The sequence below is a fragment of the Rhodanobacter sp. 7MK24 genome (genome assembly GCF_014842995.1).
Lineage (GTDB): Bacteria > Pseudomonadota > Gammaproteobacteria > Xanthomonadales > Rhodanobacteraceae > Rhodanobacter_A.
Genome location: NZ_JACYXL010000001.1, coordinates 404546 through 417879 on the forward strand (window position 1 = coordinate 404546; position 13334 = coordinate 417879).

At 67.3% G+C, this 13334-nt stretch carries 12 protein-coding genes; 7 read left to right on the forward strand and 5 right to left on the reverse strand.

Annotated elements, in window-relative coordinates; translation table 11 throughout:
• Positions 1–262 precede the first annotated feature (262 nt).
• A complete protein-coding gene (locus IHE49_RS01815; protein ID WP_192154357.1) occupies positions 263–1651 on the forward strand; it encodes an FAD-binding oxidoreductase in 1389 nt (462 codons plus the stop codon).
• 4 nt (positions 1652–1655) lie between these two features.
• On the opposite strand, the gene bla is transcribed toward IHE49_RS01815, so the two are convergent.
• Entirely contained in the window at positions 1656–2660 is a 1005-nt protein-coding gene (gene bla, locus IHE49_RS01820) for a class A beta-lactamase (RefSeq protein ID WP_192154359.1), read from the reverse strand.
• Between the two features lie 149 nt (positions 2661–2809).
• Here bla and pip point away from each other — a divergent pair, with 149 nt between their 5' ends.
• The gene (gene pip / locus IHE49_RS01825) at positions 2810–3769 is read left to right on the forward strand and encodes a prolyl aminopeptidase (RefSeq protein WP_192154361.1); all 960 of its coding nucleotides are present in this window, start codon (positions 2810–2812) and stop codon (positions 3767–3769) included.
• Positions 3770–3776: 7 nt separating this feature from the next.
• Here pip and IHE49_RS01830 read toward each other — a convergent pair whose 3' ends face one another.
• From IHE49_RS01830 to IHE49_RS01845, 4 genes are all read right to left on the reverse strand, one after another.
• Entirely contained in the window at positions 3777–5366 is a 1590-nt protein-coding gene (locus IHE49_RS01830) for an FAD-dependent oxidoreductase (RefSeq protein WP_192154363.1), read from the reverse strand.
• Positions 5367–6005 carry a uracil phosphoribosyltransferase gene (gene upp, locus IHE49_RS01835; protein WP_192154365.1) on the reverse strand — a complete coding sequence of 213 codons (639 nt, stop codon included), beginning with the start codon at positions 6003–6005 and terminating at the stop codon, positions 5367–5369.
• A gap of 252 nt (positions 6006–6257) precedes the next feature.
• Positions 6258–6626 carry a PsiF family protein gene (locus tag IHE49_RS01840; protein WP_192154367.1) on the reverse strand — a complete coding sequence of 123 codons (369 nt, stop codon included), beginning with the start codon at positions 6624–6626 and terminating at the stop codon, positions 6258–6260.
• Between the two features lie 146 nt (positions 6627–6772).
• Positions 6773–8269 carry an aminotransferase class III-fold pyridoxal phosphate-dependent enzyme gene (locus IHE49_RS01845; protein ID WP_192154369.1) on the reverse strand — a complete coding sequence of 499 codons (1497 nt, stop codon included), beginning with the start codon at positions 8267–8269 and terminating at the stop codon, positions 6773–6775.
• A gap of 282 nt (positions 8270–8551) precedes the next feature.
• Between IHE49_RS01845 and IHE49_RS01850 the strand changes: the two genes are divergently transcribed.
• The 5 genes from IHE49_RS01850 to IHE49_RS01870 are packed head-to-tail and all read left to right on the forward strand — an operon-like array spanning position 8552 to position 13296.
• Complete coding sequence (locus IHE49_RS01850) at positions 8552–9460, forward strand: ABC transporter ATP-binding protein (protein ID WP_192154371.1); 909 nt, start codon at positions 8552–8554, stop codon at positions 9458–9460.
• The gene (locus IHE49_RS01855; protein ID WP_192154373.1) at positions 9460–10254 is read left to right on the forward strand and encodes an ABC transporter permease; all 795 of its coding nucleotides are present in this window, start codon (positions 9460–9462) and stop codon (positions 10252–10254) included. The genes IHE49_RS01850 and IHE49_RS01855 overlap by 1 nt, the downstream gene beginning before the upstream one ends.
• Positions 10255–10274: 20 nt before the next feature.
• Positions 10275–11492 carry a sensor histidine kinase gene (locus tag IHE49_RS01860; protein WP_192154375.1) on the forward strand — a complete coding sequence of 406 codons (1218 nt, stop codon included), beginning with the start codon at positions 10275–10277 and terminating at the stop codon, positions 11490–11492.
• Positions 11489–12697: a sensor histidine kinase gene (locus IHE49_RS01865; protein WP_192154377.1), complete on the forward strand. Its 1209-nt coding sequence runs from the start codon at positions 11489–11491 to the stop codon at positions 12695–12697. The genes IHE49_RS01860 and IHE49_RS01865 overlap by 4 nt, the downstream gene beginning before the upstream one ends.
• Entirely contained in the window at positions 12694–13296 is a 603-nt protein-coding gene (locus IHE49_RS01870; RefSeq protein ID WP_192154380.1) for a response regulator transcription factor, read from the forward strand. Before IHE49_RS01865 ends, IHE49_RS01870 begins: the two co-directional genes overlap by 4 nt.
• Positions 13297–13334 lie beyond the last annotated feature (38 nt).

Genomic DNA, 13334 nt, shown 5'->3' on the forward strand with positions numbered 1-13334 from the left:
CGGCGCGAAATGAACTGCTACTATGCCAGAATTGCGGCAACGCAGCACGTCGCCGTTTGGACGTCCGAACGCCACGCAAGGAGCCTGCGTGGTGGAAACATCCGAGGCGAAAAGCCTGCGGTGCGAAGGCTGATTTTCGACGGTTCGCCGGCCCGTAGTGGTTCTATGGGCCAAGAAGCGGCGGAAATATGCACCGCACGGCGGGCTTTGCAGCCCGGATGATTTCTGCCGCGCAGGCTCCTGATAATCCAACGGAGACCTCATGAGCACCGCCCTGGACGATCTCGCCCGCCGCCTGCCCGGGCTGCGCCTGCTTTCCGAGCCCGGCGACCTCGAGCATTATGGTCGCGACTGGACGCGTCGCTGGACGCCTGCGCCACTGGCCGTCGCGCTGCCGGCCACGGTGGAGGAAGTGCAGGGCATCGTGCGCTGGGCCAATGAGCACGGTGTGGCCCTGGTTCCCTCCGGCGGTCGTACCGGGCTTTCCGGCGGTGCGGTGGCGGCGAACGGCGAGCTGGTGCTGAGCCTGGAGCGGATGAACCACGTGCTGGGCTTCGACGCCGCCGACCGCACGCTCACCGTGCAGCCGGGCATGCCGCTGGAGGCGGTGCACATGGCGGCGCGCGAACACGGGCTGATCTACCCGGTGGACTTCGCCGCGCGCGGCTCCTGCTCCATCGGCGGCAACATCGCTACCAATGCCGGCGGCATCCGGGTGATCCGTTATGGCAACACGCGCGAGTGGATCGCCGGGCTCAAGGTGGTGGCCGGTAATGGCGAGCTGCTCGACCTCAACCGTGCGCTGGTGAAGAACTCCAGCGGCTACGACTTCCGCCAACTGCTGATCGGCTCGGAAGGCACGCTGGGCATCGTGGTGGAAGCCACGCTCAGGCTCACCGATCCGCCGCCGCCCGCGCAGACCATGTTGCTGGCGCTGCCCGACATGGACGCGGTGCTGGCGGTCTTCGGTCTGTTCCGCGCGAAGCTCTCGCTGCAGGCTTTCGAATTCTTCACCGACGTGGCGCTGAAACACGTGCTGGCGCATGGCGCGCAGCGCGCGCTGGACGGCGAGCATCCGTATTACGTGGTCACCGAGTTCGACGCGCCGGACGAAGCCGCGCAGGACGCCGCACTGGCGGTGCTGGGCGAAGGTATGGAGCAGGGCTGGATCGTCGACGGCACGATCGCGCAGAGCGAGGCCCAGGCCGCCGCGCTGTGGCGGCTGCGCGAGGGCATCACCGAGAGCCTGGCACCGCACAAGCCGTACAAGAACGACGTGTCGGTGCGCATCGGCGCGGTGCCGGCCTTCCTGCACGCGATGCAGGCGCTGCTGGCGCGCGAGTATCCGCAGATCGAGGTGGTGTGGTTCGGCCACATCGGCGACGGCAACCTGCACATCAACGTGCTCAAGCCGGCAGGCATGGCGGATGCGGATTTCATCGCGCAGTGCGAGCACGTCACCAAGCTGCTGGCCGCCACGCTGAAGGAGCACGGCGGCAGCATTTCCGCCGAACACGGCATCGGCCTGGTCAAGCGGCCCTACCTCGACAGCACGCGCAGCGCAGCGGAGATCGCGCTGATGCGCGGCGTGCGCAAGGTGTTCGACCCGAATGGCGTCCTCAATCCGGGCAAGCTGTTCGAGGTGGAATGAACGCTCAGGGATGCAGCGTGTCCGCGACCGTGCGTGCCAGGTCGGCGAACAGCGCATCACGTTCGTCCTTCGAGGCGGGCGAGGTCGTGAGGAAAGCCGCCACGATCACGCTGTGGCCATTAGGCCAGGTCAGGATGCCGATGTCGTTGTAGGCGGCGGTCAGCCCGTCCAGCGTGTAGGACGTACCGCATTTGTCCGCGAACTGCACGTTGTGGGGCAAGCCCTGCCGCATGCGGTTCGGTTGCGTCTGCGCCTGCATCAGTGCGAGCAAGGCGTGCGTCGATGACGGCGAGAGCAGGGCGCCGCGCTGCAACTGGCGCAGGAAGTCCGCGGCGGCATCCGGCGTAGTGCGGTTGCGCGGATCGGCGAGATAGGCACGGTAGCCGCGTTGCAGGCGCGACTCCTCTGCTTGTGCCGTTTCGTTCGCCGGCGGCTGCTGGCCGGGCGCCAATTGTTCGAACACGCGGTCGAAGCCGGCCTCGCCCATGTCCACGCGCATGCCGGTGATGCCGTGCGCGCGCAGGAACGCGGTGACCTCCTGCGGCGGGACCAGCTTCAGCAGGGCGTCGACGGCGGTGTTGTCGCTGTCCTTGACGGCTGCCGCGAGCAGTTGGCGCACGGTGAACGTCATCCGTTCGCCATGGAAGTGCGCGCCGATGGATGGCACGGCGGAACCGCCGACCACATCCGCGCGCGTCAGCGTGACGGTTTGTTCCATCGACAATTTGCCGCTGTCGATCTGCGCGAATACCGCAGCGGCGACCGGCGCCTTGAACACGCTCATCATCGGGTAGGCGCGGTCGGCGTTGACGCGCCAGCGCTCGCCGCTCTGCGGGTCGAGCACGACGATGCCGAACACGCCGGGTTGCGCGTGCCTGGACAGCGCGTCGAACTTGCCTTGCAGCGCTGCATGGACGTCCGCTGGTTGCGATGTCGCCATGGCCATTGGTGCGATGAAGGCGAGGACAAGGGCGAGCAGTCGAGGCAGGTGGACGTATTTGGGTTGCATGCGGGGGCTCTGGTTGGCAGGAAGGCACCAGCTTCCCAGATGAAAAGGGCGGCGCGATAGCGTGTGCATGACTGGACAATGCGCCGCACGGTCCGTTGCCTCGGGTCGCCGTGTTAGCCTTTTGGAATGTTAGTAATCCGAGCATGTCCATGACGCAGGAACGCCGCGTGCTGTACCCCGAAATCGAACCCTACGACCGCGGCATGCTCAAGGTCTCGGAGTTGCACACGCTGTACTACGAGCAGTGCGGCAATCCGGACGGCAAGCCGGTGGTGTTCCTGCACGGCGGCCCCGGCGGTGGCACCAATCCCAAGTGTCGGCGTTTCTTCGATCCGGCGGTGTACCGCATTGTGCTGTTCGACCAGCGCGGTTGCGGTCAATCCACCCCGCATGCGGAATTGCGCGAGAACACGACCTGGGATCTGGTAGCCGACATCGAGCGCATGCGTGAACACCTGGCCATCGGCCGCTGGCAGGTGTTCGGTGGCTCGTGGGGTTCCACGCTGGCGCTGGCCTATGCGCAGACGCACCCGGACAAGGTCACCGAACTGGTGCTGCGCGGCATCTTCATGCTGCGCCGCTGGGAGCTGGAGTGGTTCTACCAGAAGGGCTGCGACGCGCTGTACCCGGACGCCTGGGAAACCTATCTCGCGGCGATTCCCGAAGCCGAACGCGGCGACCTGATGAGCGCCTACCATCGCCGCCTCACCAGCGACGACCCGGCCGTGCGCGTCGCCGCGGCGCGGGCGTGGTCGGTGTGGGAGGGTTCCACCAGCTATCTGCAGCAGGATCCGACCAGCATCGGCGCGCACGACGAGGACGAATTCGCGCTGGCCTTCGCGCGCATCGAATGCCATTACTTCGTCAACGGCGGCTTCTTCGCGCACGACGATCAGTTGCTGCGTAACGTCGATCGCATCCGCAAGATCCCCGCCGTGATCGTGCAGGGCCGCTACGACGTGGTCTGCCCGATCCGCAGCGCCTGGGATCTGCACCGCGCGTGGCCGGAAGCAGACCTGCGCATCGTGCAGGACGCCGGGCATTCGGCGTTCGAGCCAGGGAATATCCACGAACTGGTGGAGGCCACCGATCGCTTCGGTCGCAGCTGAGGAGGCATCAGCCGCCCGCGAGGAATTCCGCCGCCCGCTCGCCGATCATCGCGCAGGCGGCCTGCGTATTGCCGGAGATCAGCGTCGGCATGATCGAGGCGTCGGCCACGCGCAGGCCGGCCACGCCGCGCACGCGTAGTTCGGGATCGACCACGGCATTCGCATCACTGCCCATGCGGCAGGTACCCACCGGGTGATAGATGGTGTCGGCATGCCGGCGGATGATTTCGCGCAGGCGGACTTCGTCGTCCGTCTCGGCGTCGTACAACGCCGGCCCCGCGTAGCGCGCGAAGGCGGGCGCCGCAAGGATGCGGCGGGCCAGGCCCACACCTGCGAGCAGCGTCTCCATGTCGCGCGGATCGCTCAGGAAGGCCGGGTCGATCAGCGGCGCCGCACGCACATTGGCGCTGGCGAGGCGCACGCTGCCGTGGCTATGCGGACGCAGCACGCAGGTGTGCAATGACAGGCCGCGTGCGGCATGCAGGCGTCGGCTGTGCTCGTCCACGATGCCGATGCACAGATGCAACTGGATATCGGGCCGTGCCAGTTCCGCTCGCGTACGCAGGAAGCCGCCGGCCTCGGCCACATTGCTGGTAAGCAGGCCGGTGCCGCGCCGGAACGGGCCGATCGCGCGCAGCACCTGCGGCAGGATGCCTGGCACTGTGCCGAACAGACCGCGGTCGTCGACCTTGCGGCTGATGACGAAATCCACGTGGTCTTGCAGGTTGGCACCCACGTCGCGGGCGTCGCGATGTACCGCGATGCCCAGATCGCGCAGGTGTGCGGCCGGCCCGATGCCCGAGAGCATCAGTAGCTGCGGCGTGCCAAAGGCGCCGGCGGCAAGCACCACTTCGGCGCGTGCGGCATAACTGCCGCCGTTCGCGCAGGCGATGCCGGTGGCACGCCCGTCTTCGATCGCCACCCGCGCCACCGGGGTTTCCGCGAGCACGGTGAGATTCTTCGGTGCCAATGCGGTGAGGTAGGCGCGTGCTGCATTCCAGCGGCGGCCATGTTGCTGGAACACCTGGTAGGCGCCCACGCCCTCCTGGCTGGCGCCGTTGAAATCCGGATTGAAGGAGTGACCGCATTGAGCAGCGGCTTCGATGAAGGCGCGGGTGCAATCGCTGGGGCTGGCCAGATCGCTCACTGTCAGCGGGCCGCCGGTGGCGTGCCAGGCATCGGCGCCGCGCGTGTTGTGCTCGCTGCGCAGGAAGTAGGGGAACACGTCGCGCCAGGCCCAGCCGGTGGCGCCAAGCCGCGCCCAGTCATCGTAATCTTCGGGTTGGCCGCGTATGTAGATCATCGCGTTGATCAGGCTGGATCCGCCCAGTCCGCGTCCACGTGGCTGCACGCCGCGCCGGCCGCCGAGGCCTGCCTGCGGCACGGTGCGGTAGCTGTAGTTGCGCGCATTGCGGAATGGCACCAGGGTGGCGATGCCCAGCGGCACGTCCGAGCGCATGCCGCTTTTCGCCGGGCCGGTTTCAACCAGCAGCACGCTGGCATCCGGCTTGAGCGTGGCCAGCCGCGTCGCGGTGGCGCAACCGGCAGGGCCGGCGCCCACCACGATGAAGTCGAATGCTCCCCTGGGTTCTCGCATTCAGCCCGGCAGTTGCTTGGTGCCGAAGATCTTGTCGCCCGCGTCGCCCAGCCCCGGCAGGATGTAGCCGTGCTCGTTGAGCCGCTCGTCGATCGCGGCGGTGTAGATCTCGATGTCGGGATGCGCGGCTTCGACGCGCTTCAAGCCTTCAGGCGCGGCGACCAGGAACAGCCCCTTGATGCGCGTGCAGCCGGCGGCCTTGAGCATGTCCACGGTGGCGACCAGGGTGCCTGCTGTGGCGAGCATGGGGTCGACGATCAGCGCGATGCGCTCGTCCATGCGGCCGGTGAGCTTCTCGTAGTAGGCGATGGGCTTGAGCGTCTGCTCGTCGCGCTGCAGGCCGACCACGCCGACCTTGGCAGCGGGGATCATGTCCAGCACGCCCGGCAGCATGCCGAGGCCGGCGCGCAGGATGGGCACGATGGTGATCTTGGCGCCCTTGATACGATGCACCACGAGGGGGCCGGCCCAGCCTTCGATGTGCTCCTCGACGGTCTCCAGATCCTTGGTGGCCTCGTAGGTAAGCAGGGCGGCGACTTCACCGGCCAGCTCGCGGAATTCCTTGGTGCTGATGCCGGCACGGCGCATCAGGCCGAGCTTGTGCTGGATGAGCGGGTGGCGGACTTCGACGATTTTCATCGTCCAAGCATAGCCGCGGAGCACGCGTAGGAGCGCACCCGTGCGCGATGGCTTTGATGCTGGATCAGAGCAAAAGCATTCGCACACAGGGTGCGCCTACCTACAAGAATCGCATGGAGCGATTTCGGGCGGCATTTTCTGAAGAGTGCGGCCATGGATGGCCGCCCGTTTGATTCTCGCGATCAAGGATGATCGCAAAAACAAAGCGCCGCCTTGTTGCGGCGGCGCTTTGGATGGAACGGTGCGGCGGCTTCAGTGCGCGGCGGCGGGAGCTGCGGCGGCATCGCCCTTGAGGCAGGAGCTCATGAAGGTCTTGCGATCGGCGCCCTTGAGCGCCTTGGTCTTGGCGTCGGCATTGCAGCTCTTCATCTTTTCCTGCTGGGTGGCCTTGGCGGTCGGCGCCGCGGCGGCGCTTTCGCCCTTGAGGCAGGAGCTCATGAAGGTCTTGCGGTCGGCGCTGCTCTTGCCGGTAGCCTGTTTGTTGCAGTCGCTCATGCGCTGCTGCTGCGGGGTGAGTGTCTTGCCGGTGGCGGTGGCTGCCTGCGGAGTGGCGGCGAACGCGACGGTGGTGGCAAAGGCGAGCACGGCGCAGGCGGCGATCTGGCTGAAACGCAAGGTCATGATGATTCCTCCCGAGGTGACCGGCGGCTGCCGGCGTGCGCAGTCTATCGCTGCGGAGGAAGCATTGAAGCTGAACGGCGGAAGACAGGCGTAGGCTTGGCGCCCACCGCTCGGTCGGCGGTGGGCGCTGGTGTGCATCACGCCAGTCAGGCAGCCTTGCTTTCGCTCTTGCGCGGGCCTTCCAGCAGGGCGTGGCGCACGTGCGAGACCACCAGGTCCACTTCGGCGCTGGTGACGTTGAAGTGCGGGGTGAAGCGCAGCGAGTTGACACCGCCGTGGATCACGCCGATGCCGCGCTCGCGCATGTATTCCTCGATGGAACCGGCGCCGTAGCACTTGAACTGCGGGGCCAGCTCGCAGGAGAACAGCAGGCCGGTGCCCTGCACCTTGGTGATCAGGCCGCCCAGCTCGTCCTTCAGCGCGTTGAGCTTGTCCACGAACTCCTTGCCGCGCTCGCGGATATTGGCGCGCACCCCGTCAGTGAGCTCGCCCAGCGTGGCCAGCGCCACATCCAGCGCGCGCGGGTTGGCGGTCATGGTGTTGCCGTAGATGCCCTTGCGGTACAGGTTGCCGGCACGCTCGCTCACCGCCAGCACCGACAGCGGGTACTGGCCGGCGTTGAGCGCCTTGGAGAAGGTTTCCATGTCCGGCGCGGGCAGCTTCTCGAAGCCGGGGTAGTCGGTGAGCGACAGCACGCCGTGCGCGCGCAGGCCGGCCTGGATCGAGTCGACCAGCAGCAGGGTCCCGTGCGCTTCGGTGAGCTTGCGTGCGGTGGCGTAAAACTCCGGCGTCACCGCGCGGCCCGGATCGCCTTCGCCCATCACCGGCTCGAGGAACATCGCCTCGATGAACCAGCCATGCTTGTCGGCGTCGGCGAACGCGGCTTCGAGCTGGGTGATGTTGTACGGCTCGACCGTCAGCAGGCTGTCCTCGTGGCGATAGCTGGCGAGGTGCTGCTGGTAGGTCTTGCGCGAGGAATCGGAATACAGCGCCGGCTTGTCGGTGCGGCCGTGGAAGGCGCCCTTCACCGCGAGACGCTTGATAGTGCGGCCGGCGTAGCGGCCACCGACGTCGGTCATCAGCTTGGCGTTGACGTCGGCGATGCGGCAGGCCAGCGACACCGACTCCGAGCCGGAGTTGAGGCACAGGTAGTGCGCATACGGATTGCTGCCGCGGTTCTGGCCCAGTTCGCGGTTCAGCGCCTGCACCAGGCGCAGTTGCGCAATGCTGGGCGTCATCACGTTGGCCATCACCTGCGGGCGGGCCAGCGCGGCCTCGATGGCCGGATGGTTGTGGCCGAAACCCAGCATGCCGTAGCCGCCGTTGTCGTGCACCACCGCGCCTTTCAGCGTGACAACCCACGGGCCGCGCGCGGCAGCCGGCAGGTAGGGATTGATCGCGTCGTCGGGATAGAAGTTGACGAAGCCGGCCTGCGCCTGCGCCAGTTGCGCAGACTCGTCCAGCTTCAGGAAATCGCCCAGCTCGGCGCGCAGTTCGCGGTGGCGAGCCACCGCGGCGGCCACGGCCTCGCCCAGCATGGCGTCGGTTGCGGCCATGCGCTCGATGCTGGCGTCGTCCAGACCGGTGGTGCGCGGCTTGCCGCCGAATTCGCGCAGTTCGCGCAGCTGATCGATCAAACCCATGGTGCTCTCCTCGAAATCCGTCGGCGCCCCGCACCCAGCGCGAAGCAGGCCGACGTGTTTTGCGTGATGCGCGGCGGGGTGATCCGGCTTGGCGGCAGCGCGCATCCACGAACCCTAAGGATAACCTGCCGGGCAGGTGGCCCGGTACCCCCTGGCTGCAGCAAAACGCCTTGCACTGCAACACCTTGCAGGCGGGTGACGCCTGTCACGCGTGATGGCTGACGGCGGCGACTGGGGTTGTCAGGGTCCGCTGTCTACTGTGTGCAGCACGGAGGAAAAGCCATGACCGACACCATCGTTGCCCGACTCGCCGCCGCCGCGAAACGCTACGGCTCACTAACCGCGCTGGATGGCGTGGATCTCGCCGTGCGGCGAGGCGAACTGCTGGCCCTGCTCGGCCCCAACGGCGCCGGCAAGAGCACCAGCATCAGCCTGCTGCTGGGACTGATCCGTCCCGATGCGGGCCGCGCCGAACTGTTCGGACTCGACCCGCAACGCATCGAGGCGCGCCGTCGCATCGGCGTGATGCTGCAGGCCGCCAACCTGCCGCCCACCTTGCGCGTGGGCGAACTGTTGCGGCTCACGATGAGCTACTACCCGAACCCGCGTGATTTCGACGAAACCGCCGCGCTGGCCGGCATCGCCGACCTGTTGCTGCGGCCTTACGGCAAGCTCTCGGGCGGCCAGCAGCGGCGCGTGCAGTTCGCCTTGGCACTGTGCGGACGACCCGAGCTGCTGTTCCTCGACGAACCCACCGTGGGCATGGACATCGATGCGCGGCAGAAGCTCTGGTCGGCCATGCGCGCGCTGGTCGCCGAGGGCTGCGCCGTGGTGCTCACCACGCATTACCTCGAAGAAGCCGAGGCGCTGGCCCAGCGCGTGGTGGTGCTCGGCCAGGGACACGTGCTCAGCGAAGGCAGCGTGGACGACCTGCGCAAGCGCGTCGCGCTCACCCGCATCCGTTGCGTGAGCGACCTCGATGCGGAGGCGATCGCCGCATGGTCGGGCGTGGCATCCGCGACGCGCGAGAACGGCCATCTGTGGATCGCCACCGCCAAAGCCGAGACGGTGGTGCGCCGGCTGCTCGACGCCGATCCTGCCCTCAGCGAACTGGAAGTGCAGCGCGCGGGCCTTGCCGAGGCCTTCACCGAACTTACCCGCGAAACCACCGTCGAGCAGGAGGCCGCCTGATGAACACCGTTGCCGTTGTCGCCGCATCGCCGGCCGTCACTTCCGTCATGCCGCCGCGCCGCGTGCTCGGCGCCTACCTTGCCGAAGCGCGCAGCGAGTGCCTGCGCTATATGCGTGCACCGGGCTTCTTGCTGCCCATCCTGCTGTTTCCCGGATTGTTCTACCTGGTGTTCGGCGTGCTGATGGGCAAGTCCGAAGGCGCCGATGCAGCACGTTACCTGCTGGCCAGCTACAGCGTCTTCGGGGTGATGAGTCCGGGCCTGTTCGGCTTCGGCGTGTCGCTGTCGCTGGAGCGGGACGGCGGCTTGCTGACCTGGAAGCGCGCGCTGCCGATGCCGCCGGGCGCCTACCTGCTGGGCAAGATGCTGATGGCGATGGGCGCAGCCGCGGTGGTGGTGCTGATGCTGCTGGCGATGGCCATGGGCCTCGCGCACGTGGTGCTGGCACCGGCGCAGGTCGCGGCGTTGCTCGCCACCGGCATGCTGGGCGTACTGCCGTTCTGTGCGCTGGGCATGCTGGTGGGCACCTTGATCAAGGGGCAGGGCGCGCCCGGCATGCTGCAGCTGGTCTATCTGCCGATGTCCTTCCTGTCAGGGCTGTGGTTCCCGCTGTCGATGCTGCCCAAGACCCTGCAGCAATTCGCGCCGGTGTGGCCGAGCTATCACCTTGACCGCATCGCGCTGGTCGCGGCGGGTATCGTGCATGAGCCGGTGCTGCCCCACGTGCTGGTGCTGGCCGGCTTCGCCGCCGCGTTCTTTGCATTGGCGGTGCGGCAGCTGCGCCGGTACGGCTGAACTGGCGGTAGCATTCGGCCATGAGCGATATGGATCACCGTTCCGACCACAGGCAATGGCCTGCGTGGCTGCACCCGGCGCCCGGTTCTGCCGCGGCGGCGATGCGCGCCGCGGGCCATTCGCCCTGGGCCTATGCATGGAACCTGCTGTGGTCGTTCTGGGTGTTTCTCGGCCCGTTGTTCCAGCATGTGGGGCAGGGCTTCTGGTGGTCGCTGGTAGTGGGCTATCCACTTTTTCTGCTGCTCTTCCTGCTCTCGTGGATACGGCCGACCACCGAGGTGAGCGGCTATATCGGTGCGCTGGTGATACTCACCGCGCTGTCGATGCCGTGGAATCCCGCCGGGTGGACTTACGCCGTGTTCGCCTGCGCGATGTTGCCGTACGAAGGTTCATGGCTGACCAACGCCATCAGGATGGGGGTGATCCAGGCCCTGCTGGTGCTGGAGGGCATCTTCCTGCACTGGGACTGGTACTCCTTCGTGATCCTGGTTGGCGTGTGCACCAGCTCGGGCGTCGGCGCGCTGGTCGGACGCATGAACTGGGACAAGAACAACAAATTGCGCATGTCGCACGAGCAGATCCGCCAGCTTGCCGCCACCGCGGAGCGCGAGCGCATCGGCCGCGACCTGCACGACCTGCTCGGCCATACGCTGTCGCTGATCACGATGAAGCTGGAGTTGTCGCGCCGGCTGCTCGACCGCGACCCGGAGACGGCACGGCGCGAACTGGCCGAGGCCGAAGAGGTGGCGCGCCACGCGCTGGCGGAAGTGCGTTCGGCGGTCACCGGCATCCGCGCCGCGGGCTTCGCCGCCGAGCTGGCGTCGGCCACGCTGTTGCTGCGCACGTCCGGCGTGCAGCTCGACCAGAACCTGCGGGCCTTCAACCTGCCGGAGCCTGTCGAGTGTGCGTTGGCGCTGGTATTGCGCGAGGCAGTGACGAACATTGCGCGGCATGCGTGCGCGACGCTGGCGCGGGTGTCGCTTACCGGCACGGACGGTGGCCTGCAGCTGTGCATCGAGGACAACGGCCGCGGCGGCATCCACACCGCCGGCAACGGCCTGCGCGGCATGCGTGAGCGGGTGCTGGCACTGGGCGGCACAATGCGGCTGGATTCGCCTCCGGGCGGCGGCACGCGGCTGGACGTCCAGGTGCCGCTCGTGGCGACGATTGCGGCACATGCCGTCAGCATGCCCAGGGTCGAGGCGCCGGTCTCCGCCTGTATGCGGCACGCCACATGATTTCCGCCTTGCTTGTCCGCTGGTTCACGCCCGCGCCGGATTCCGGCGCGGCCGACGACATCCGGCGCGGCAAGTCGCCGTGGGCTGACAGCGTGCATCTGTTGTGGTCGGTGTGGATTTTCATCACGCCGCTGTTCGATAACGGCACCGCGGGCTACACCCGAACCTGGCTGCTGTTCACGGCCGCGTCCTATCCCCTGTTCCTGTTGCTCTTCGCCAAGATCCAGCTGGCGCCACAACGCACGGCGTACCTGTATGCCTGGGCCATGGCGGTGTTGTGCTTCGCCTTGCTGCGCTGGTATCCGAGCGGCCTCAGCTATTTCGTCTATGCCTGCGTGATGCTGAATCATTGCCGGATGCGCCTGCGCGCCCAGTTGTTCCAGCTGGTGCTGCTCAACGTGGCTTTGCTTGGACTGGCCTGGTGGATCGGCTATCCGACCAGCGTGCTGGTGATCATGCCGGCTTCGGTCATCGTGATCAGCGTGATCATGCTGGTCGAGCGCATCAACAAGGAAAAGGACGCCGCGCTGCGCCTGTCGCAGGAAGAGATACGCCGGCTGGCGGTGCTCGCCGAGCGCGAGCGCATCGGCCGCGACCTGCACGACCTGCTCGGCCACACGCTGTCGCTGGTGACGCTGAAGTCCGAGCTGGCGCGCAAGCTGGCGCTGGCCGATCCGCCGCGCGCCCAGCGCGAGATGGAAGAAGTGGAGCGCGTGTCGCGCCATGCGCTGGCCGAAGTGCGCGCCGCGGTCACCGGTATGCGCCGCAGCGACCTGACGGCGGAGCTGGCCTCGGCGCGGCTGATGCTCGAAGCCTCGAACATCGCGTTCGAGGCGGGCACGCTGGCGCTGGCCGGTTTGCCGCCGGAGGTCGAAGCGTCGCTTGCGCTGGTGTTGCGCGAGGCGGTCACCAACATCCACCGCCACGCGCATGCCACGGCGGCGCGGGTGTCATTTTCATGCGAGACGGAAAGGTTCCACATGCGTATCAGCGACAACGGACGCGGCGGCCTCGCCGCCCACGGCAACGGCATCAGCGGCATGCGCGAGCGCGTGCGCTCGTTGGGTGGCACGCTCACCATTGATTCGCCCGTGCGGCGCGGCACCACGCTAGACATCGAGGTGCCCTCGCGCGCGGCGCCGAAATCCGTTGTCGTGGATGCGCACCTGTTGCCGGCGCTGGCAAGCCAGGGAGGCGCGGCATGATCCGCGTGTTGCTGGCCGAAGACCAGGCCATGGTGCGTGGCGCGTTGTCGGCGCTGCTGAACCTCGAATCCGACATCGAGGTACTGGGCTCGGCCTGCGATGGCGAGGCGGCCTGGCGCGAGCTGCAACGGTTGAAGCCCGACGTGCTGGTCACCGACATCGAGATGCCCGGTCTTACCGGCCTGGAACTGGCGCAGCGCATCCAGCGGCACGAGTTGCCGATGAAGATCATCATCGTCACCACCTTCGCGCGCCCAGGCTTCCTGCGCCGCGCGCTGGATGCCGGTGTTTCCGGCTATCTGCTCAAGGACGCGCCCGCGGAAAACCTGGCCGATGCCCTGCGCACCGTGCACCGCGGCGGTCGCGCCATCGATCCACAGCTGGCGCTGGAGGCATGGTCGGAGGCCGACCCGCTGAACGATCGCGAACGCCAGGTGCTTCGCCTCGCCGGCGAAGGACAGAGTGCGGGCGATATCGCCATCGCCCTGAATCTTTCGCACGGTACGGTGCGCAATTACCTTTCCGAAGCCATCGGCAAACTCGGCGTGGCCAATCGCATCGAGGCATACCGGCTGGCGCGCCAGAAGGGCTGGTTGTAGCAAGCGCGCACGCGTTCGGGTGCAATGTCGTCCGGAAC

Excerpts from the sequence above, each read along its gene's own strand:
- IHE49_RS01815 (WP_192154357.1), top strand. The coding sequence starts at position 263 with ATGAGCACCGCCCTGGACGATCTCGCCCGCCGCCTGCCCGGGCTGCGC.
- bla (WP_192154359.1), bottom strand. The coding sequence starts at position 2,660 with ATGCAACCCAAATACGTCCACCTGCCTCGACTGCTCGCCCTTGTCCTC.
- pip (WP_192154361.1), top strand. The coding sequence starts at position 2,810 with ATGACGCAGGAACGCCGCGTGCTGTACCCCGAAATCGAACCCTACGAC.
- IHE49_RS01830 (WP_192154363.1), bottom strand. The coding sequence starts at position 5,366 with ATGCGAGAACCCAGGGGAGCATTCGACTTCATCGTGGTGGGCGCCGGC.
- upp (WP_192154365.1), bottom strand. The coding sequence starts at position 6,005 with ATGAAAATCGTCGAAGTCCGCCACCCGCTCATCCAGCACAAGCTCGGC.
- IHE49_RS01840 (WP_192154367.1), bottom strand. The coding sequence starts at position 6,626 with ATGACCTTGCGTTTCAGCCAGATCGCCGCCTGCGCCGTGCTCGCCTTT.
- IHE49_RS01845 (WP_192154369.1), bottom strand. The coding sequence starts at position 8,269 with ATGGGTTTGATCGATCAGCTGCGCGAACTGCGCGAATTCGGCGGCAAG.
- IHE49_RS01850 (WP_192154371.1), top strand. The coding sequence starts at position 8,552 with ATGACCGACACCATCGTTGCCCGACTCGCCGCCGCCGCGAAACGCTAC.
- IHE49_RS01855 (WP_192154373.1), top strand. The coding sequence starts at position 9,460 with ATGAACACCGTTGCCGTTGTCGCCGCATCGCCGGCCGTCACTTCCGTC.
- IHE49_RS01860 (WP_192154375.1), top strand. The coding sequence starts at position 10,275 with ATGAGCGATATGGATCACCGTTCCGACCACAGGCAATGGCCTGCGTGG.
- IHE49_RS01865 (WP_192154377.1), top strand. The coding sequence starts at position 11,489 with ATGATTTCCGCCTTGCTTGTCCGCTGGTTCACGCCCGCGCCGGATTCC.
- IHE49_RS01870 (WP_192154380.1), top strand. The coding sequence starts at position 12,694 with ATGATCCGCGTGTTGCTGGCCGAAGACCAGGCCATGGTGCGTGGCGCG.